Origin of the sequence: Spiroplasma endosymbiont of Ammophila pubescens (assembly GCF_964020965.1) — a bacterium.
Classification (GTDB): domain Bacteria; phylum Bacillota_I; class Bacilli_A; order Mycoplasmatales; family Mycoplasmataceae; genus Spiroplasma.
This window is the reverse complement of record NZ_OZ026611.1, coordinates 719,711-740,114: the sequence shown is the minus strand read 5'-3', so window position 1 is coordinate 740,114 and position 20,404 is coordinate 719,711. Positions and strand designations below refer to the sequence as shown.

Genomic DNA, 20,404 nt, shown 5'->3' with positions numbered 1-20,404 from the left:
AGAGTAAGAAATAACTAATTACATTTACACTATACATGTTTTTATAAAAGAAAAAAGTTTCTTGTTTTTAAATAAATTAAATAATACCCGTTTATATGCAACACTCCCAATTTTTAGTAAAAAAATAATAATTCCCATAATTTGGATAGAGAAAAAATTTTCAATTATTTCATCTTAACGAATATTCTTTTAAAAGTTATTTTGAATTTTTTGCCGAAGGATTTTCATACTGATTTTTAACAAATGATACATTAAAAACCAAAGCATGAGAATTTTGACATGAATTTTTAATTTTTTATTTGCCAAGTTTAAGATAATTTTATTTTTATTTAAAACTAAATTAAGTGACTTAACAATTTTATTTTAAATTAAAAAAACACTGATAAACATCAGTGCAAGTTATTTAATTAACGTGAAACTTGATCTAATAATTTTTGTCATTTTTGTGACTCTTTTTCTCATGATTCTTTTGATAAAATCATTTTTCGCTCACGCATTGCTTTTTTAACACGTGAAATATTTGTCAAACGAGCTTGTTTTTTAGCACGTTCTTCATATAAAGCATTATTTTTAGCAATTTCTTCTTTCCGTTTTTGTTCTAATAAAGCAATTTTTTCTTGTTCAATCTTATCAACATCTTTAAGTTTTGATGCTGCTTTAAGTTCTTTTTCCTTTGCTAATTTAATTTTTTCTTCTCATTTTTTTGCTGCAATAGCACATGCTTCATTATTTTTTTTAATTCATTCTTCATGCATTAGTTTTTCTTTTGCTGCTTTTATATCAGTTTTAGTAGTTAACTCTTTTCCTTCCTCAATAATTTGATTTATTAAATCAACTACTGGTAATTCTTCTTGCATAACAATTTTCTTTTTTATTACCATAAATAAACTCCTCATCTTTTTATGTTTCGTTTCCTATATAAGAATATTTATTGATATTTCTACATAGACTATTGTCATTATATCAAAAAAAATAAAAAATTTAAAATATTCCTTTTGTGTATTCCATATATTTTGATTCAAAGGCAAAAAAATGGTAAAATTAAAAAGTGGTAAAAATGAGTAATATCATGCTAACATTTAACAATAAAAAATTAGATCAATTAGTTGCAAACTTTATTCATTATATGGTTGACCCTAAACATGACAATGGTAAACATCTAATTGAAAGTGATTATAAGAATTTCTTTCATCATATTGATTCACGTAATTCAAAAAGTAATTTAAATGTTGTTATTAGTTCACATCTCATAACAGCTGAACAATTTGCAAAAGCTAGTGAAATTATTGAACAATATCATCAAACTAAAACACTTTTTACTTGATGTACTATTACCAATGATAATAATCAATTTGAAAAAAAATTTTTTGAAAAAACTGATCTTCAACATTTTGAAACAGCCATTGGAATGCTAATTGACTTAACAACTTTTAACATTGCTAATCGGGCAAGTGATAATGAGCAATTTCAAGAAGTAACAACAGAAACAAATGTTCTTAATGTTGTTGAAATCATTAAAAAAGCCTTTGATTTATCATTAATTGATTTAGCAAAATATCAATCAATTTGAGAATTAAATCAAGAACAAAAAATTAGTTATTTTACAACTTTAATGAAAAATCAAGTCCCTGTTTCAACAGGAAACTTATATTTTGAGTCAGAATTAGCAATTATTGACGACATTGCTACTCATCCTGAACATCAAAAACAAGGTTATGCTAAGGAAATGTTAATTCATTTATTAAACAAAGCAAAAAAAGCAAATTACAACTATGCTGGTTTAGTTGCAACACCAGATGGTTTACCTTTATATAAGAAACTGGGATTTGAATCACAACAACTATATTTTAATGTTTACACAATGCATTATTCAAAATAATAATGCATTTTTTTGTTATCCTATTTATGATTTATGATCTGAATATATTGAACAAAGTTTAACTTCAATATTGCTATATCGTTCAATATTTGTTGGTTCATATTTTAATGTAAAATGCATAAACATACGGTAGTTTTCTTGAAAATATTCAACTCAAAAATCATTAATTAAATCTCAACCACTTCAAATTTGATTAACTAACATCAAAAGAAATGACTCTGTTTCAATTGATGAATCAATCGTCATAGAATCCAATAGTTTAGTTTTTACATCATGGATAAATTTATTCTTTTTATCATTTTCGTTGGTAAAGCTACTATTATTAGCAGTTTCTCATAAATTTTTAATTTCTTTTCATAAGTTAGGTTTAGTTTTAATAATAATATCAAATTTTTCTTCATTTGGTAGTACATCAGTTGTAATTTGATAAACTTTTATTTCATTTTGAAATGCAATAACTGGCTGCTTTGTTTGTATTCTCATTGTTGAATTGTTCACTAAACTACTATTTTGTTTTAAGTTGTTATATTCGGTAATTCCAGTTATACCACATGTGATATTAGGGAAAAATGAATTTATCCCTAAGAAAACTAAAAATTTTTTCATTTTTAAAAATTCCTTTCTTTTTTATTAATTAATATTATATCTTGTATTAAAAGAATGTAAATTGTAAATACAAGTGCAACAAATCTATTAATTAAGTAATAACATAAAATATTATTATATTTATTTAATCTTTTATAAATTCTATAAATTTTTATATAACTTATTTACATAATTTATATAATTTTCAGCAATATTATTTAGACAGTTAGGACAAAAAGAAAAAGATTTTTTTCTTAAATGGAATTTGCTTTTTTATTACAATTTTCACATTTAATTTTATTTATTCCATTAGAAGTGTAAACTTAACGAATGCTAAAAAGAAAAAGAGCAATTTGACAATGTCAATTAAAATTAACAAAAAAAAGAGACATTTTTATTTTGAAACTCCATTCGTTGTTCGAATAGAGTTTTTCTTTGTTTAACTCTAGGTCTGACAAAATTTTAATGCAAAATATAATTTAGCAATCTCTTCTAATTCAAAACGTGACATTTTTTTGGCATCATTTGAGTCAATTGCTGAAATATTAATTCTTTTTTTGTCTTTTGTTTACTTTGAGATCCATGACATCATTCTAGGTTATCAAAATTGTTTTGTGCATCTACACGTCATCTATGTATAATAGATTTGGCTATGTTATATTTTTGAACTGTTAGTTTAATGCCATTTAACTCAGCAAATGTTAAAATTTCTAGTTTTTCATTTTTGTTTCATTGTTTTGCCATAAGAAAAGAACATCCTTTCAATAAAATTATATAACAAAAAATATTTGTCTCTTTTTTCTGTAAATTTTATTTTAGATGTTCAATTCTATTGCTCTTTTTTAATATATTTTTATATATCTAATAATATAACATAAATATCAAATATTTATTTTAAATATAGATTAGTCTAATTCTTTTTTACATCATCATCAAGTGCTAGAGACTTAGCACCTTTATTTAGAGTGTGAGTTATTTTTTCTGGTAACATGAAATGTGCATTTCAACCTTTAGTATTATTATAAACTGTTAATGTTGTTTTATTTCAAATCATACAAATAACATCCTCTACATCTGTTTGTCCTCCTTGTTCTGTTCACTTTTTCAATTCAATATCAATTTGATTATTCCAAAAAAACTTATCTGCTTCTAAGTAAAAAGTAATATCTCCATTATTAAAACTTAACTTATAACCTTTAGTCAAATTCTTACCTTTCAATATATAGACTGCTGTCCCATTATCGTAATAATCTGTGAATGGATCATTAGGTGTTAATCCAACCCAGTATTCTGAAAGTGATAATTCATCAGTACCATAACATCCACCTTTTCAAGCTCAAATATCGGTATTGTAATTTCAATTACCCGGCATTGCTCTTACATAGGCCTTTTGGGTAATTATGGTTTGATAAGGATCTGAAACTCTTTGTGCATAACCCTCAGATCCATACTCATGTTGACCTTGAGAATAAACTTCAAATTTGCCATCAACTAATTTACAAAAATATCAATAGCTTGATTGAAAGGGCCCCTTTGTAGGATCAGGAGGATCTTGAACCGAACAAGATATGTATCATTTATTTTCACCAAATCTAATAACATTTGGCACTTCAACGCCAAGACCACGAACATATAACTCATCTATTTTTTCAATATCATTTGTTTCAAAACTGTTAATTTTTCAAAATTCAACACGATTACCTGCTGAGATTGCAAAATGTAAGCCATCATCTGTTTGATATATGAAAGTATCTTTTCAATCGTTTATACCTGCTGGCTTTTCTGGTGCTAGAACACCAGTTTTATAAATTGGTTGCCTCAAACCACGCGAAACAAAATATGCAATTCCACTGTCTCCTGTTATTTCACTATCATCCATTAACTTATATGGTTGCATTGAAATTACAAATACGATATCTCCTTCATCAAAGAACTCTCCTTCATCATCTCGCCAAACTTAGCCTCCTAAAGCAGAAGGTATATAAGATGTTTGAGAAAATTCTCTTCCTCGTTTAATACGTATTTCAGTTTGAGTTCAAGAATTCATATCAGGTGATGTCATTTCAACTCATTCGGCTGGAAAATCTTTTTCGTTTCTAAATAAAATTCAACTGTAGTATATTCCTTCATCATCATACAAAATTGTACAAGGGTCATTTGCTCAAACATTTAAACTACCATCTTCTGTGTTTTTTGGTGCGTATCATTTAAATGGTTGGTCTGATGATTTCGCTTGTTTAAGTGAATTATTAGATTCACTATTTGTTTTTACATAATTCCTAAAAATGTCAAGACGTATTTGCTTATCAACATTTTCATTTGTAACACAACTTACAATAGGTGAAATTGTTGAAGTAAATAATCCAATTGAATCTAACATTGATAATCATTTTTTCATAAAAACTTCTCCTTAAATCTGGTTCTATACCAGAAATATTAGTTAACAAATGTTAAAATTGATACTAGAATTATTATAAATTATTATAAATTATTATTTACTTTAACATTTATTAACTATTTATAGTATACTCTTTTTTTATTATATAAACTATAAAATAATGTTTTATTTCCATTAAAAAATCAACTCAGAAAGGAGTTGATTTGTCACACTTCATATTACAGTTTACATTGTAAAATATTTTATATAAAAATATTATTAAAACAAATTTTAATTAGAAAGGAATAAAAAATTTATGGTTAATTAATGTAAATTATAAATTATTTTAAAAAAAATAATATTAATTTTAAATTAATATTATTTTTTTTTAGATTAAATTCACGAATATACAATAAATCATTGGAAAGAATACTCACTTAAAAATTAGATAATTTCAATTTCAAAAAAACTGTTCCTGCTAATTGATTTACTCCATTAACTTCAACAAAAAAGATTCCTTTATCTTGTAAATCTTTATTACTTGCAATTATTCTTTTATCCACTTTGAAAATTTTACCAATTTTAAAATCAGCCACAGTAAACTTTATCTCTGAATCAATAACTTGTTTTATATCATTACCATATATTTCATAAAAATCAGTAAATACAGGATAATTTTTAATGGCTGAAATAATATTATCTTGATTAGAATTATTAATCGCATAATAGCCACACTATTTCCTGAATTATCAATTAAATCTTGGGCTAATGAAATATCATTAACTTTATTTATAAAATCATTATCTTTACAAGCAACAGCGCTACTGTTCCTGCACTAACTAAAGTTACTGTACTTAAGATATTTAAAATTTTTTTCATATATGTTGTTTTCCTTTCTTAATAATTTATAGTGGGTGTGAGATGTTTTTCATTATAACATATTTGTAAAATACTAAGAAAGTAAAAATATTTTTAAAAAAAAGATCAAAACCTTTTTTCAACCTGGCATTGCCCTATTTTCACCTTGCGGCTATCGTCGGCGTAATAGTGCTTAACTTCCGTGTTCGGGATGGGAACGGGTGTGTCCACTATGCCATAAGCACCAGATTATATCTGAGGGAAATTATCCGCTCAAAACTAGATAATAAACTGTCTAAAATTTGTAAATAAGCTCTCGCTTTTTTGAAGTCCTCGACCTATTAGTATTGGTTAGCTGAACACGTCGCCGTGCTTACACATCCAACCTATCAACCTTGTCGTCTTCAAGGGGTCTTACTCCATAAAGGATGGGAAATCTCATCTTAAAGTATGCTTCTCGCTTAGATGCCTTCAGCGATTATCATTTCCACACATAGCTACCCAGCTGTGCCACTGGCGTGACAACTGGAGCACCAGAGGTGTGTCCATCCCGGTCCTCTCGTACTAGGGACAGATCTCTTCAAATTTCCTACGCCCACAACAGATAGGGACCAAACTGTCTCACGACGTTCTGAACCCAGCTCGCGTACCGCTTTAATGGGCGAACAGCCCAACCCTTGGAACCAACTTCAGCTCCAGGATGCGATGAGCCGACATCGAGGTGCCAAACCTCCCCGTCGATGTGAACTCTTGGGGGAGATCAGCCTGTTATCCCCAGGGTAACTTTTATCCGTTGAGCGACGGCCCTTCCACACGGGACCGCCGGATCACTAAGCCCAGCTTTCGCTCCTGTTCGACTTGTAAGTCTCACAGTCAAGCACCCTTCTACCTTTGCGCTATATGTATGATTTCCGACCATACTAAGGGTACCTTTGGGCGCCTCCGTTACATTTTAGGAGGCGACCGCCCCAGTCAAACTACCCACCTGACACTGTCTCTGATCTGGCTTACAGATCTAGGTTAGGATTCCGACATAACAAGGGTGGTATTCCAAGGATGACTCCACAACAACTAGCGTTACTGCTTCAAAGTCTCCCACCTATCCTATACATGCTATATCAAAACCCAATATCAAGCTATAGTAAAGCTCCATGGGGTCTTTCCGTCTAGTTGCGGGTAACCTGCATCTTCACAGGTACTAAAATTTCACCGAGTCTGCAGCCGAGACAGCGAAGGGATCATTACGCCTTTCGTGCGGGTCAGAACTTACCTGACAAGGAATTTCGCTACCTTAGGACCGTTATAGTTACGGCCGCCGTTCACTGGGGCTTCGGTTCAAAGCTTCGCTAATGCTAACTAATCCCCTTAACCTTCCAGCACTGGGCAGGCGTCACCCCCTATACGTCGTCTTACGACTTTGCAGAGAGCTGTGTTTTTGCTAAACAGTTGCCCCTTCCTCTTCACTGCGGCTCATAGTAATATGAGCACCCCTTCTCGCTAACTTACGGGGTTATTTTGCAGAGTTCCTTAGCTACAGTTATCTCGCTTGCCTTAGGATTCTCTCCTTGACCACGTGTGTTCGTTCTAGGTACAGGCACCATATAAATAGTACTAGAAGCTTTTCTTGGAAGCATGGAGTCATATACTTCGCTACTAGGCGAACCGTTCGCTCCCCATCACATTTCAAGGTTATGCAAGGCGGATTTGCCAACCTTACCCTCTTTGTGCTTAGCCCGGAATCCAATAACCGGGATATACTATCCTTCTCCTTCACTCCATCGCTCTATATGGTGGTACAGGAATATCAACCTGTTGTCCATCGACTACGCCTTTCGGCCTCGCCTTAGGTCCTGACTAACCCTGGGTGGACGAACCTTGCCCAGGAAACCTTGGTCAAACGGCATGAGGGATTCTCACCCTCAAACGTTACTCATGCCGGCATTCTCACTTCTAACCAGTCCAGCAGTCCTCACGGTCTACCTTCATCCCTGTTAGAACGCTCCCCTACCGCCCTGTATATAAATACAAAACCCATAGCTTCGGTATTATGCTTAGCCCCGGTACATTTTCGGCGCAAAGTTACTCGACTAGTGAGCTGTTACGCACTCTTTAAAGGGTGGCTGCTTCTAAGCCAACCTTCTAGCTGTCTAAGCGACTTCACATCCTTACACACTTAGCATAAATTTTGGGACCTTAGCTGATGATCTGGGCTGTTTCCCTTACGTGCATGAACCTTATCACCCATGTACTGACTGCCGAGTATACAAAATTGGCATTCGGAGTTTAATTGCATTCAGTACCCCTAGGTGGGGCCATCATACATTTAGTGCTCTACCTCCAACTTGCTAACCTCGACGCTAGCCCTAAAGCTATATCGGGGAGAACCAGCTATCTCCAGGTTCGATTGGAATTTCACCCCTAGCCACAAGTCATCCGCGGTCTTTTCAACGAACGTCGGTTCGGTCCTCCATTAAGTTTTACCTCAACTTCAACCTGCTCATGGCTAGATCACCTGGTTTCGGGTTTATGACAACATACTAAACGCCCTATTAAGGCTCGCTTTCACTACGGCTCCGTATTTTCTACTTAACCTTGCATGCTATCATAACTCGCCGGCTCATTCTACAAAAGGCACGCCGTCACCCATTAACGGGCTCCGACTTCTTGTAGGCATATGGTTTCAGGTACTCTTTCACTCCCCTCCCGGGGTGCTTTTCACCTTTCCCTCACGGTACTGGTTCACTATCGGTGAATAGGTAGTATTTAGCCTTACGCGGTGGTCCGCGTTGATTCCGACAAGATTTCACGTGTCTCGCCGTACTCAGGATACCATTTCGAGTCTTGTTTATTTCGTATACGGGGCTATCACCCTCTGTGGTATGGTTTCCCAACCATTTCTACTATAAACAAGTTTTGTAACTCTACTATTATGGTCCTACAACCCCAGATAAATCTGGTTTGGGCTGTTCCCCGTTCGCTCGCCGCTACTAAGAGAATCGCTTTCGCTTTCTTTTCCTCTAGGTACTAAGATGTTTCAATTCCCTAGGTATACCTTCACTATAACTATTTATTCATTATAGGATGATGAGAGATTAATCTCACCGGGTTTCCCCATTCGGACATGTCCGGATCAAAGCTTACTTCCAGCTCCCCGAACCTTATCGCAGGTAGTCACGTCCTTCATCGTCTCCTATTCCCAAGGCATTCACCATACGCCCTTTGTAACTTCAAAGTTTTATAAATTATTTGACCTGATTTTAAATCAGTTTTTTAAGAATCATTTACAAATATAACTGTGAAATTTTAGTTATTTTTTAAAAATAACAGAAATTTTGAATTATTGTTATTTTAATCACTTGATTAAAATAACTAGATGTCTATTATCCAGTTTTCAAAGAACAATTCCAATAACATTTACTTGTTATTGTCAGAGAAACTAATCTCTGAAAACTAAACATAACGGTTATTAAAACTAGTTAATTACTATAAAGTATTAACTCCATAGAAAGGAGGTGATCCATCCGCACGTTCTCGTACGGATACCTTGTTACGACTTCACCCTAATCATCAATCCTACCTTGGGCGGCTTCCTCCTTGCGGTTAGAATACCGACTTCTGGTATTATCAACTCTCATGGTGTGACGGGCGGTGTGTACAAGACCCGAGAACGTATTCACCGCGACATTGCTGATTCGCGATTACTAGCGATTCCGGCTTCATGAGGGCGAGTTGCAGCCCTCAATCCGAACTGAGATCGGCTTTTTCAGATTAGCTCCCTCTTACGAGATCGCAACTGTTTGTACCGACCATTGTAGCACGTGTGTAGCCCAAGACATAAGGGGCATGCTGATTTGACGTCATCCCCACCTTCCTCTAGCTTACACTAGCAGTCCCGTTAGAGTATCTCATTAATGGAGTAACTAACGGCAGGGGTTGCGCTCGTTACTGGACTTAACCAAACACCTCACGGCACGAGCTGACGACAACCATGCACCACCTGTCTCAATGTTAACCTTCACTGTATTTCTACAGCTTTGCACTGGATGTCAAGCCTTGGTAAGGTTCTTCGCGTTGCTTCGAATTAAACCACATGCTCCACCGCTTGTGCGGGTCCCCGTCAATTCCTTTGAGTTTCACTCTTGCGAGCATACTACTCAGGCGGAGTACTTAATGCGTTAGCTGCAGCACCGAACTTAGTCCGACACTTAGTACTCATCGTTTACGGCGTAGACTACTAGGGTATCTAATCCTATTTGCTCCCTACGCTTTCGTGCCTAAACGTCAGTGATAAGCCAGTCGACCGCCTTCGCCACTGGTGTTCCTCCATATATCTACGCATTTCACCGCTACACATGGAATTCCGTCGACCTCTCCTACACTCTAGCTTAACAGTTTTCAAGGCGAACTGGAGTTGAGCTCCAGGATTTGACCCCAAACTTGTTAAACCGTCTGCGCACGCTTTACGCCCAATAAATCCGGATAACGCTTGCCACCTATGTATTACCGCGGCTGCTGGCACATAGTTAGCCGTGGCTTTCTGGTAAGGTACCGTCAAATAAGTATCATTTCCTATACTTACTGTTCTTCCCTTACAACAGACCTTTACAATCCGAAGACCGTCTTCAGTCACGCGGCATTGCTCCATCAGGCTTTCGCCCATTGTGAAAAATTCCCTACTGCTGCCTCCCGTAGGAGTTCGGGCCGTGTCTCAGTCCCGATGTGGCCGATCAACCTCTCAGTTCGGCTACGTATCATTGTCTTGGTAGGCCATTACCCCACCAACTAACTAATACGCCGCATCCTCATCCATTAGTGATCCAAACGGACCTTTTAACATTCTCTGATGCCAGAAAATGTCGTATGCGGTATTAGCAGTCGTTTCCAACTGTTATCCCCCGCTAATGGGTAGATTAGATACGTGTTACTCACCCGTTCGCCACTGGGTGCAAGCACCCCGTTCGACTTGCATGTATTAGGCATGCCGCCAGCGTTCATCCTGAGCCAGGATCAAACTCTCATTAAAAAATATCGTTTTTGTTCCTAGCTTTAATGACGGATATTCATTGATTAAATGATTATCTTTTGTTGTTATGTTTAGTTTTCAAAGATCGTTCTTGTGTCAGCAAAACACCTCTTAAATTATACAAAATTATGCGTTTATTGTCAATAACTTTTGACTCTTTTTTTCATATTTTTAGTATTGTTTTTGATAATGTAAGTAAGTATTTTATTTACAATTAAGTAATAAATTACTACCAACTGACACCTTTATAAGTATATAAAATCCTCATTTTTTTGCAAGTGTTTTTAGCAAAAATATTAATTTTTTTTATAAAAAAATAATTACTTAAAAAGACATTATTTTAACATCTTTTTCTTAAAATTATTGTTTTCCTTGCTATTAAATTTTAATTTATTTATATAAAAAGCCATTTCAAAAGAAATGGCTAATTGGTATTAAGTTAATAATATTAAGTAATGTTAGTTAAAACTGCTTAAATACGTAACACGGTCAGCAATTATATCGTTATAATAATTTTCTTCATCAAAATTATTGGAACGAAATGATTGAATTCGCCCTTTAACAGCAATAATTGCTTTATCACGTAAACTAATATCTAAATCATCGATATTATTTGTTCATACTTTAACATTAACTAAATCACTATCATAGTTACCATCTTTATTTTTAAAAGGGCGCTGAATCTTTAGCAAAAATTTCATTAGTTTTCGTTCTGCTTCTTTTTTATCATAAATAATTTCATAAGTTCCTTCTACTTGCCCAACCAATATTACTTGATTCATTCTTTATCATCCTTTCTAAAAACAATCAATATAACTCAATACTAAAAAAATTATAAAAAACTTTTTTCAAAAGTAAGAAAAAAATTCACAAAAAGCATTGTTATTTTTATTTTAAAAAATCAACCCCTTTTTGAATTTCAACTTTTGATAAACCAGGATAATCTCATTGCCGCATAATTTCATAACCAACAATCCCAACTGTATTAGCAACATTTAAACTACGAACTTTTTCTGACATTGGAATACGAAAAGTTCGTGATAAATGTTCTTTCAAAATTGTTGTTGGAATACCAGTTGATTCACGTCCAAATAAAATAAAAACTTTTTCTTCCTTTGTAAAATCAATTGCACTATGTGGTTGTTGTGCATAACGAGTTGCACAATATAATTTAAGATTTGAATTTAATTGTGAAAAATGATTTCAATCATTATATGTTTCATAATCAGCAAACTCAACATAATTTACACTACTGCGAGCAATAAATCGTTCATCAAAAATAAATCCAAATGGTTCAATTAAATGTAACTTAGCATTAATTGCAACACAAGTTCGCATAATGGCTCCAACATTTTGTGCAATTTCTGGTTCAAATAAAATAATGTTAATTTTTTTGTTGTCTTCATCTTTTCCTCCTAGTCATCATTTTTTAAACATTTGAAAAGCCTTTGAACGATGCGAATACTTATTTTTCTCTTCTACAGTTAATTCAGCATAAGTTTGACCAATTTCTGGTAAGAAAAAAATTGCATCATAACCAAAAACATTATTACCAACTGGTTTTTCAGTAATAAGACCTTTTGTTATTCCTCGAAAATACCTTGTTTCGTTTGTACTTGGATTAATATAACATAAAACACAAACTGCTTGTGCATAACGTTCTTCTAGTAAACGACATTTTTCAATTAATAAATTATTAATAATATTATTATCCGTAATTGGTTCTGCTCAACGGCGAGTATTAACACCAGGAAAATTTCCTAAACCAATAATTTCTAATCCAGAATCATCCGCTAATACTGGCTTATTTAACATTTTGCTTAAATAATCAGCTTTTAAAAATGCATTTTCTTTAAAGGTTGTTCCTGTTTCAGGAATTTCAGGCACAGGTACTATTAAATCTAACAATGATTTAATAATTATATTAATACCTTCAAACATTTCTTTAAATTCTCGTACTTTGTTCTTATTACTAGTAGCAATTCAAATTTCATTCATTTTTTATTTCCCCGCTTTTCTTAACTATATATATTGTATAATAAAATTAATAATATATAACAGACAGAATGGAAGTCAGAAATATGATGAAATACCAAATTAAAGCAAAATTAAATTTAGGTATTACTAACCAAAATTATCAAAGTATTGATAATCTTTTTATCCGTTATAGTAATCCTTTTACTAATTTATTCATTGATCATCAAAATGAAATTTTTGTTTTAGAACAAATTAAAAATGCCGATTTAACATTACCAATTGTAGATTATGGCTATGATGGTGATCATTTCTTTTTGGTTACACCATACTACCCAACTTTACAATCACTTAGTGCGGTTAAACTTACAAACCAAGTCTTAAACCAAGTTGCTACAATAATTAAACAATTATGAGAAACTAAAATTAATCCAAATAATCAAATTAAAACATTTAATCCTAAGCAATTTTTAATAACATTAAAAACAGCAATTTGTAAACAATTGGTAAATTTAGCTCCATATGAAGAGAAACTTGATTATTTAAAATTGCAACCAACAGAACTTGTTTTATGCCATAATGACTTAAATCATGGTAATTTAGTTTTTTTAAACCAAAAGCTTTATTTAATTGATTTTGAATATGCTATGCTAAATGATAAATTTTTTGATATTGCTTCATTTGCTTCCGAAACATTAACAACAAAAGCTGAACGAACTTATTGATTTAATCTTTTTAATTTAACATCACAACAACAAGAAAAAGTAGTAGCATGAATGTATTACCAAAACATTCTATGAATTTACTGAGCTAATTACATGTATGAACAGACAAAACAAAAGATTTTCTTAACAATTATTAATTTAAAATTAACTAATTTACAAAAAAATAATTAAGGTTCTTTCTTTGTTACTGATGAATCAACTGGTGAATTATTGTTTTCTTTTTTATTAATAACTGGTGACTCTAATTGTTTCTTACTTTTTTTTATTTGAAAATATCCACGAAGATTACGCATTCATACGGTCATAAATGTACCAACAAAAATAGCAATTAAGAGAAAAAGAAATGATACTAAGCAACGATATAAAATCTTATCTCATCCTCATCAATATCCAGTTAAATAAATTCCATATAACATTCAAGATAATGCAATAGTATAGGTAAACTGGTCAGCTTGATGAAAATGAAAATAAAACCCTAAACAAGTTAATAAAAAAACACTAAAAACCATTGTTAAACCAAAACCAATTCCAATGCCAACATCATAATGGTAGGCAAAACTTAAGTCAGGCGAAATTAAAAAAAACAATAATAAAAATGGTCCTACAGCTTCAATGATTAAAAATAGAAGACTTTTTCAAAATGCTGTGCGTGAAGCATGAAATTCTAAATCATGTTGCATTTCTGGTGGTAAATGTTCTCAATTACTAGTAGACTCTTTTTTATTATCATTTTTAATGACTTTCATAACAATCACTAACTCCTCTTTTGCCCCTTGCCTTTTTATTTTAACATAAAAAAATTGTTAAACTAACAATTAATATCATGGAGCAGGTGAAGGGAATCGAACCCTCACAGTCAGCTTGGAAGGCTGAAGTTCTACCATTAAACTACACCTGCATTTTAATTTTAAATTTTATCCTAAACTACAGTGATATATATATATATATATATCACTGCCTTAACATAATATCATTTTTTTTAAATAAAATAAATGGTACCCAAGACCGGACTTGAACCGGTACAGTTGTAAAACCGACGGATTTTAAGTCCGTTGCGTCTACCTATTCCGCCACTCGGGCATATATTTTTTATAAATGGTCTCCTGTAAAGGACTTGAACCTTTGACCCACTGGTTAAAAGCCAGTTGCTCTACCGACTGAGCTAACAGGAGACAATGGCTGGGCTAGCTGGATTTGAACCAGCGCATGAAGGAGTCAAAGTCCTTTGCCTTACCGCTTGGCTATAGCCCAAAATATACATAAAGATGGTGGAGGGGGAGGGATTCGAACCCCCGAACCCGAAGGAGCTGAGTTACAGTCAGATGTGTTTGGCCACTTCACTACCCCTCCAAAGAATGGTGCTGGCTAGAAGAATCGAACTCCCAACCTACTGATTACAAGTCAGTTGCTCTACCTATTGAGCTAAGCCAGCAGGAATCATTAATGGTCTGGTGTAACGGACTTGAACCGCTGACCACCTGCTTGTAAGGCAGGCGCTCTCCCAACTGAGCTAACACCCGATGACACAATGTAAGTATTGTGTTGAAACCTTTTTAATTTTATATAAAACAATAATTTTTGTCAATTAAAATATTATTAATTTTATTTTTTTTAAGAAGATTACATTATCTAAAATCACTAATAAAAATGGATTTTAATATTATAAAATCCATTTTAAAAATCTTATTAATAACGACGTTGCATATGGTCAGATGCTTTATATTGTGGAATGTTAATCATATAACCATCTTCACGACGTCATAATCCTTTAATTACTTTTGTAATTAGATAAATCATAAAGATTGTTCCAATTAATGTTGCAGTAAAATTTAAAATATTAGTGAAAATTGCTAGTCCATTTTGTCCTTTTTGGAAGATACGGCTAAATGCTTCAATTAGTTTTAATAACGCCGTAATAATTTGGATCACTAACATTATTGTTACTAAAATAGTATAAACAGTTGAAACGAAACGTAATCATTTTCCATAAGAAGTTTCAGCCATCATATTAGCAACAACTTTATTACTATAAAAACCAGGGACAAAAATTAAACTTAAAACACTAACAACAGCTAAAACTCCCATCATAATGGCAAAATTTTGTTTTGAGTCTCCAACTCAAGTTTTATCTGTTGCCTTGTTATAAAAAATCATAATTGCAACAATACTAACAAGAGCTGATACTAATCAAGCAGTCCCTAAATAACGGACAATAACAACGCGAGCATTTTTTGTTGCTTTAACATCAGTATCTGGTAATCATGTTAATGCAAATGGTGCAAAAAAACCACCAATTGATAACGATAATACCGCTAAACTTCATTTGTTTGCACATAATTCGGCATCAGTACTGCTAATTGCATAACGAATCAATCCAATATTACAAATTATTGTTGTGAAAAATGAAAAAAGCACTACTAGTAAAAGTACAACTTTAACACTTGTTAAATCAGCATATGAATTCATTAATCAAGTATTTGCAGCGTTGATATCACCAGGAAAAGTCCCATTGTTATATCGGCCTAAGTAATAAAAGTAAGCCCCTCCTGCTATTGCCATTCCCGCAATACCCACAATACTTGATAACACAATTCAAAATCTAGTAAAACCAAAATTTCTTGTCATCATTTGTATAATCACTATTCCTTTCTACAATTACATAATTAATTATATGATGGTTTTAATATGATTACAAGATATTTTTTTATTCTTTTTTAAAAAGAAAACTCGGGTTTTTCCCCTTATTTTATGGTACATTTAATAAGTGAGGTGAAATTAAAAAAATGAAAGCATTTGATTATGAAGACATTCAATTAATTCCAGAATTATGTGTTGTTAATTCTCGAAAAGAATGTGATACAACCATTAAATTAGGAAAACATACTTTTAATTTACCTGTCGTACCTTCAAATATGGCAACGGTAGTGAATGAAGAATTATGTGAAAAATTAGCAGAAAAAAATTATTTTTACATTATGCATCGTTTTAACGTAGATCAAGTTAAGTTTATTAAACATATGAAAAGTAAAAACTTGGTTACATCAATTTCAGTTGGTGTTAAACCAGATGATTTTGCACTAATTGAAACATTAAAAAAAGAACAATTAGTACCTGACTATATCACAATAGATATTGCTCACGGTCATGCTTTTAGTGTAAAAAAAATGATTGAACATATTCGCAGCCATTTAGGTCATGAAACATTTATTATTGCAGGTAATGTTGGAACACCAAAAGCTGTTCGTGATTTAGAACAATGAGGCGCTGATGCAACAAAAGTTGGCATTGGACCCGGAAAAGTCTGTATTACTAAATTAAAGACTGGTTTTGGTAATGGTGGATGACAATTATCGGCTGTTAAATGATGTAGTAAAGGTAGTTCAAAACCAATTATTGCAGATGGTGGATTACGAGTTAACGGTGATATTGCGAAATCAATTCGAATGGGCGCAACAATATGCATGATTGGTAGTTTATTTGCTGCGCACCAAGAATCACCTGGAAAACAAGTTGAAAATAATGGTATTAAATATAAAGAATATTTTGGATCAGCAAGTGAATATAATAAAGGTGAAAAACGTTATGTTGAAGGTAAAAAAGAGTTAATTGAAATTCGTGGCAGCATTTTTGAAACATTACGTGAAATGACAGAAGATTTACAATCATCAATTTCATATGCTGGTGGTAAAGATCTTTCGGCCATTAAAAAAGTTGATTATGTAATTTTAAAAGATAGTAATTTTTAAAAAAAATCCCATTTAAAATGGGATTTTTTTTAACGAAAACTACGTGATTGTTCTTGTTTATAACGTCTTTTTTCTTTTTTGCTCATTCAGTGTTCACGTTTTCGGGCTTCTTTTCTTTTAACTGAAGAAACCTTGTTAAATCGTTTTAACGCTTTGTCTAGCGGTTCTCCTGCTTTGACAACAACAGTAGCCATAATATTTCAACTCCTAAAACTATATAAATTAACAATATCATCTTATCACACTTTTTTAACAAAACAAACTTTTCTGATTTTATGTATGCATAAAATTAAAATATTTATTGGAATATAAATATTTTAATTAATTTCTTTAAATTTCCTACCATATCTTAAACTTAATACCATATTTTTATTATTTTTTAACCTTTGTTAAAATTTCATAATTATTATTCCCGATTGTTAATTTTTCTTGGACAACTGTTTTAATTTTTCGCGATAAAAAAAAATCCTGCCATTGCTTTTTCATAATCTGTTATAACAACTTCTGAAAAAAGACCTTTTTCAAGGCAAAGTGCTTTTATTTTATATGATGTTCATATCCTTTGACATAAATTTGGAATTAATGTTATTAAATCTGAAACAGATAACATAACATTAAAATTATGATTAAGATATTGTTGAAAGATATTTTGACAATTAATCCAACCATAATTTAATTTAAAAAGGTCTTTTGTACTACACTGGTAAATTATCGTTGTTTTACTTTTAACATCAACATAAAAATCATTTCTTTGAACTAATAAACCATAATGTTGCTTAATTGTTATTCATTTTAATTTAGGAAAATTAGTCATAATTGCTATTCGTTCCGAAACACTACAAACAAAATTTTGAACAAGTGAAATTTGATTTGTACTAAAATCTAATTCTAAATTATTTAAATAAATTAATAAGCTTTTTAAACAAATTAATTTATTATGTTCAATTAAACGAGTTTTAACAATATTTAAATTTCCTTCTATTTGTTCTTGTGTAAAATTTCCCATTCATAAATAATATAATGTATCCAAATCATAAACAATTAAATTAGGATTATTAAAAAGACATTTACTACGATAATACATTTTAACAGTATAATTGCCTAATTCAAGTCGAAGATTAGCCATGTAAATGCTCTCACTTTTGTTGTGTTAATGCATTAAGTTTCTTATAAGGATAATGTTGCTTTAAAAAATCATAAATTCCTTGATTTATTTTCATTAAAGCATAATGATTAGTTAAAAAATGCGTTATTGCTTTTTTAAATGCTAATGGTGGAATAATGTTATTTGCAACTAAATAAATAAATGCTAAAGCACTAGTTTGACTAATTCCGTCATAGCAACCTAAAAATGTTGTTTCCAGCTTTGCTTTTGCATTTAAAAACTTTAAGCCAGCAATAATTGTTCCTTTTGAAATTTTATTAACATCATAATAATTATATTCTTTTAGAACTAGTTGATGCTCTCACAATAAATAACTTTTCTTCTTTAAAATAGCAGTTGAATCATGACACAATAAATCATAGTAAATATCACTTATAATAACTTTATTTTCAATATCAATCGGAATTAAAAAATGATTGCCAATTGCTAAGTTAGCAATTAGATGTTTTCGTGGCATCAAATCCCTTCCTTTCTTAAAGATAGTTAATAAATTTAAACCTAATTATAATTCTTTTTAGTTCTTTTCATAATTTTTATATTGTAATCGTATCAAAAAAATAAAAACTTTTTTGTTGTTATTTTTTCTTATTCTGCTGCCATTTTTTTCTAATCCGCGAACTTTTTATGCTTTTAGTAATTGAGCATTGTTTTAGTTTAATGCGATAAGTCAAAACTTCTCATCAATTAAGAAAAAAGTAATCTTGTCCCCAAGGAAAAATAATAAATAAAGTTAATAATACAAGTAAAAAATAATAGACTCAAGCACTTTTTAAAAACAATAAATAACTTGTTAACATAACTATATTAAAATTATTACTTGTTCAAAATAATGCTCATAATAAATGAATTGAAAATGGTAAAAACATTTGCATAATTTGATAATGTAATTGATAAAGAATAATTGTTTGTATTAAACGATGATTCACAACAATATCATTTGATGTTAATAAAACGCTTATTGTGTTCTGTTGTTGACGAGAAGTCAATAAATCAGTTCAACTTTTATAATAAAAAAAATATTTATATTCATAATTAAGCACCATACCAATTGTCATAAACTTTTGGTCAAGTTGATAAAACAATATTATATTATTCATAAACTGACCATACATTGTTTTAAAACTAGCCAATACTAACAAAATTCCAAATCACACTGTTGCACAACAATAACTATATAAATACAAACTAACATTAATTAATGTTTCATTTTGAGAAAACAATAAAAACGAAATTACATTATATTGACTTTCAATAGCAAATAATTGTAAAACAAACCCTGTAATTGTTTGAACGATAACACAAATAGTGAAAATAAAGACTGGTTTAATTTGAAATAATAAGAATAAAAATAATAGCAAAAAACCAATTAAGTTAATTAGATGTTTCTTTATTAAAATTAATATTTGGACTAAATAAAGCATAATGATCTTTCCCTAGCAGAAAAAATAAAATTAAACTAACTAAAAATGTTAATAAAAAAATTTTAAAATTACCAATAAAAATTTTTTTAATAAAAACGCGTTTAAGATTTAACTTTGAAAAATCATATTGAAAATAACTTACTATAATATTACCTAAAATGATTCCTCTTAGAATTGCTCCTAATGCTAATCTTGTTTTTGCATGATTAAGGAAAATAAACAGATATAACAAAACCGGAACACAAAAACTAATCGTATAACCAAGGTCTTTTAAGAAAAAAGTCATTATTAAAGCAAAAAGAAATATTAATCCAATTAAATAAACTGGTGATAAAAATTTAAACAAAAAAAATCATAAACTGTATAATCCATAAGAACTAATAAATAACGCTAAAAAAGCAGTAATAAAAACAATGTTAAAAAATAAAAGATTGTTGTTTGCTGAATTTGCTGTTTTGGTTGTTTTTGTAATAAACATAAAAATAATAAAAATAATGCTGTTATTCCTAAAATAGTAAAAGTAATAATACCACTTAAATTATAAATTAAATTTCTTTCTTGGAATAATAGAAAGCACTAATAATCCCTCCAACAATTAATAAGAAAAGAAACACTCTACTAATTATATGGAGAATTTTCTTTACTTTAGAA

General features: G+C 31.0%; 18 protein-coding genes, 7 tRNA genes, 3 rRNA genes and 1 pseudogene. 3 read left to right on the top strand and 26 right to left on the bottom strand.

Translation table 4 applies throughout. The features are described from left to right. Window positions 1-407: 407 nt before the first annotated feature. Window positions 408-881, bottom strand: a complete 474-nt coding sequence (locus tag ABNT63_RS04650) for a hypothetical protein (protein ID WP_348736845.1) — start codon at window positions 879-881, stop codon at window positions 408-410. Window positions 882-1,057: 176 nt separating this feature from the next. Between ABNT63_RS04650 and ABNT63_RS04645 the strand changes: the two genes are divergently transcribed. Beyond that, on the top strand, window positions 1,058-1,879 hold the full coding sequence (locus ABNT63_RS04645) for a GNAT family N-acetyltransferase (RefSeq protein WP_348736843.1): 822 nt from the start codon (window positions 1,058-1,060) through the stop codon (window positions 1,877-1,879). A 24-nt stretch (window positions 1,880-1,903) separates the two neighbouring features. Here ABNT63_RS04645 and ABNT63_RS04640 read toward each other — a convergent pair whose 3' ends face one another. From ABNT63_RS04640 to ABNT63_RS04590, 11 genes and pseudogenes are all read right to left on the bottom strand, one after another. Then, window positions 1,904-2,485, bottom strand: coding sequence for a hypothetical protein (locus ABNT63_RS04640; protein ID WP_348736841.1), 582 nt, complete (start codon window positions 2,483-2,485; stop codon window positions 1,904-1,906). Window positions 2,486-2,956: 471 nt separating this feature from the next. Then, a complete protein-coding gene (locus tag ABNT63_RS04635; protein WP_348736839.1) occupies window positions 2,957-3,208 on the bottom strand; it encodes a hypothetical protein in 252 nt (83 codons plus the stop codon). Between the two features lie 166 nt (window positions 3,209-3,374). Next, entirely contained in the window at window positions 3,375-4,361 is a 987-nt protein-coding gene (locus ABNT63_RS04630) for a hypothetical protein (RefSeq protein WP_348736837.1), read from the bottom strand. 60 nt (window positions 4,362-4,421) lie between these two features. Beyond that, window positions 4,422-4,862 (bottom strand): hypothetical protein, encoded by a 441-nt coding sequence (locus ABNT63_RS04625; protein WP_348736835.1) that lies wholly within the window; start codon window positions 4,860-4,862, stop codon window positions 4,422-4,424. 416 nt (window positions 4,863-5,278) lie between these two features. Continuing rightward, complete coding sequence (locus ABNT63_RS04620) at window positions 5,279-5,437, bottom strand: hypothetical protein (RefSeq protein ID WP_348736833.1); 159 nt, start codon at window positions 5,435-5,437, stop codon at window positions 5,279-5,281. A 404-nt stretch (window positions 5,438-5,841) separates the two neighbouring features. After that, window positions 5,842-5,948 (bottom strand): 5S ribosomal RNA (gene rrf / locus ABNT63_RS04615). 72 nt (window positions 5,949-6,020) lie between these two features. Then, window positions 6,021-8,931: ribosomal RNA gene (locus ABNT63_RS04610) — 23S ribosomal RNA — on the bottom strand. A 273-nt stretch (window positions 8,932-9,204) separates the two neighbouring features. Beyond that, window positions 9,205-10,722, bottom strand: a 16S ribosomal RNA gene (locus ABNT63_RS04605). Together the 16S, 23S and 5S rRNA genes form the textbook arrangement of a ribosomal RNA operon. A 458-nt stretch (window positions 10,723-11,180) precedes the next feature. Continuing rightward, complete coding sequence (locus ABNT63_RS04600) at window positions 11,181-11,504, bottom strand: single-stranded DNA-binding protein (protein ID WP_004572346.1); 324 nt, start codon at window positions 11,502-11,504, stop codon at window positions 11,181-11,183. Window positions 11,505-11,610: 106 nt separating this feature from the next. Then, a complete protein-coding gene (locus tag ABNT63_RS04595) occupies window positions 11,611-12,159 on the bottom strand; it encodes a tRNA (cytidine(34)-2'-O)-methyltransferase (RefSeq protein WP_348737155.1) in 549 nt (182 codons plus the stop codon). Between the two features lie 48 nt (window positions 12,160-12,207). Further along, window positions 12,208-12,663, bottom strand: a pseudogene (locus ABNT63_RS04590) (non-canonical purine NTP pyrophosphatase); the annotation flags it as partial. A gap of 125 nt (window positions 12,664-12,788) precedes the next feature. On the opposite strand from ABNT63_RS04590, the gene ABNT63_RS04585 reads away from it, so the two are divergent. Next, window positions 12,789-13,592 carry a phosphotransferase gene (locus ABNT63_RS04585; RefSeq protein WP_348736832.1) on the top strand — a complete coding sequence of 268 codons (804 nt, stop codon included), beginning with the start codon at window positions 12,789-12,791 and terminating at the stop codon, window positions 13,590-13,592. Here the strand turns inward: ABNT63_RS04585 and ABNT63_RS04580 are convergent. From ABNT63_RS04580 to ABNT63_RS04540, 9 genes are all read right to left on the bottom strand, one after another. Beyond that, window positions 13,589-14,167, bottom strand: coding sequence for a DxFTY motif-containing membrane protein (locus ABNT63_RS04580; protein WP_348736830.1), 579 nt, complete (start codon window positions 14,165-14,167; stop codon window positions 13,589-13,591). The genes ABNT63_RS04585 and ABNT63_RS04580 overlap by 4 nt on opposite strands. Before the next feature lie 78 nt (window positions 14,168-14,245). After that, window positions 14,246-14,319 (bottom strand) — tRNA-Gly (locus ABNT63_RS04575). 95 nt (window positions 14,320-14,414) lie between these two features. Further along, window positions 14,415-14,501: transfer RNA gene (locus ABNT63_RS04570), tRNA-Leu, on the bottom strand. A 16-nt stretch (window positions 14,502-14,517) separates the two neighbouring features. Continuing rightward, window positions 14,518-14,593 (bottom strand) — tRNA-Lys (locus ABNT63_RS04565). A gap of 4 nt (window positions 14,594-14,597) precedes the next feature. Next, window positions 14,598-14,672 (bottom strand) — tRNA-Gln (locus ABNT63_RS04560). A 15-nt stretch (window positions 14,673-14,687) separates the two neighbouring features. After that, a tRNA-Tyr gene (locus ABNT63_RS04555) sits at window positions 14,688-14,771 on the bottom strand. A 6-nt stretch (window positions 14,772-14,777) separates the two neighbouring features. Further along, window positions 14,778-14,853, bottom strand: a tRNA-Thr gene (locus ABNT63_RS04550). A 12-nt stretch (window positions 14,854-14,865) separates the two neighbouring features. Next, a tRNA-Val gene (locus ABNT63_RS04545) sits at window positions 14,866-14,941 on the bottom strand. A gap of 166 nt (window positions 14,942-15,107) precedes the next feature. Beyond that, the gene (locus ABNT63_RS04540; protein ID WP_348736828.1) at window positions 15,108-16,049 is read right to left on the bottom strand and encodes a hypothetical protein; all 942 of its coding nucleotides are present in this window, start codon (window positions 16,047-16,049) and stop codon (window positions 15,108-15,110) included. 155 nt (window positions 16,050-16,204) lie between these two features. Here ABNT63_RS04540 and ABNT63_RS04535 point away from each other — a divergent pair, with 155 nt between their 5' ends. Further along, entirely contained in the window at window positions 16,205-17,167 is a 963-nt protein-coding gene (locus ABNT63_RS04535; protein WP_348736826.1) for a GMP reductase, read from the top strand. 29 nt (window positions 17,168-17,196) lie between these two features. Here ABNT63_RS04535 and rpsU read toward each other — a convergent pair whose 3' ends face one another. The 5 genes from rpsU to ABNT63_RS04510 form a co-directional block, all read right to left on the bottom strand. Beyond that, entirely contained in the window at window positions 17,197-17,361 is a 165-nt protein-coding gene (gene rpsU / locus ABNT63_RS04530; protein ID WP_004028656.1) for a 30S ribosomal protein S21, read from the bottom strand. A 248-nt stretch (window positions 17,362-17,609) separates the two neighbouring features. Beyond that, window positions 17,610-18,293: a hypothetical protein gene (locus tag ABNT63_RS04525; protein WP_348736824.1), complete on the bottom strand. Its 684-nt coding sequence runs from the start codon at window positions 18,291-18,293 to the stop codon at window positions 17,610-17,612. Then, the gene (locus ABNT63_RS04520) at window positions 18,286-18,789 is read right to left on the bottom strand and encodes a hypothetical protein (protein WP_348736822.1); all 504 of its coding nucleotides are present in this window, start codon (window positions 18,787-18,789) and stop codon (window positions 18,286-18,288) included. Before ABNT63_RS04520 ends, ABNT63_RS04525 begins: the two co-directional genes overlap by 8 nt. Before the next feature lie 118 nt (window positions 18,790-18,907). Then, window positions 18,908-19,753 (bottom strand): hypothetical protein, encoded by an 846-nt coding sequence (locus ABNT63_RS04515; protein ID WP_348736820.1) that lies wholly within the window; start codon window positions 19,751-19,753, stop codon window positions 18,908-18,910. After that, window positions 19,704-20,231 (bottom strand): hypothetical protein, encoded by a 528-nt coding sequence (locus ABNT63_RS04510; RefSeq protein ID WP_348736818.1) that lies wholly within the window; start codon window positions 20,229-20,231, stop codon window positions 19,704-19,706. Before ABNT63_RS04510 ends, ABNT63_RS04515 begins: the two co-directional genes overlap by 50 nt. Window positions 20,232-20,404 lie beyond the last annotated feature (173 nt).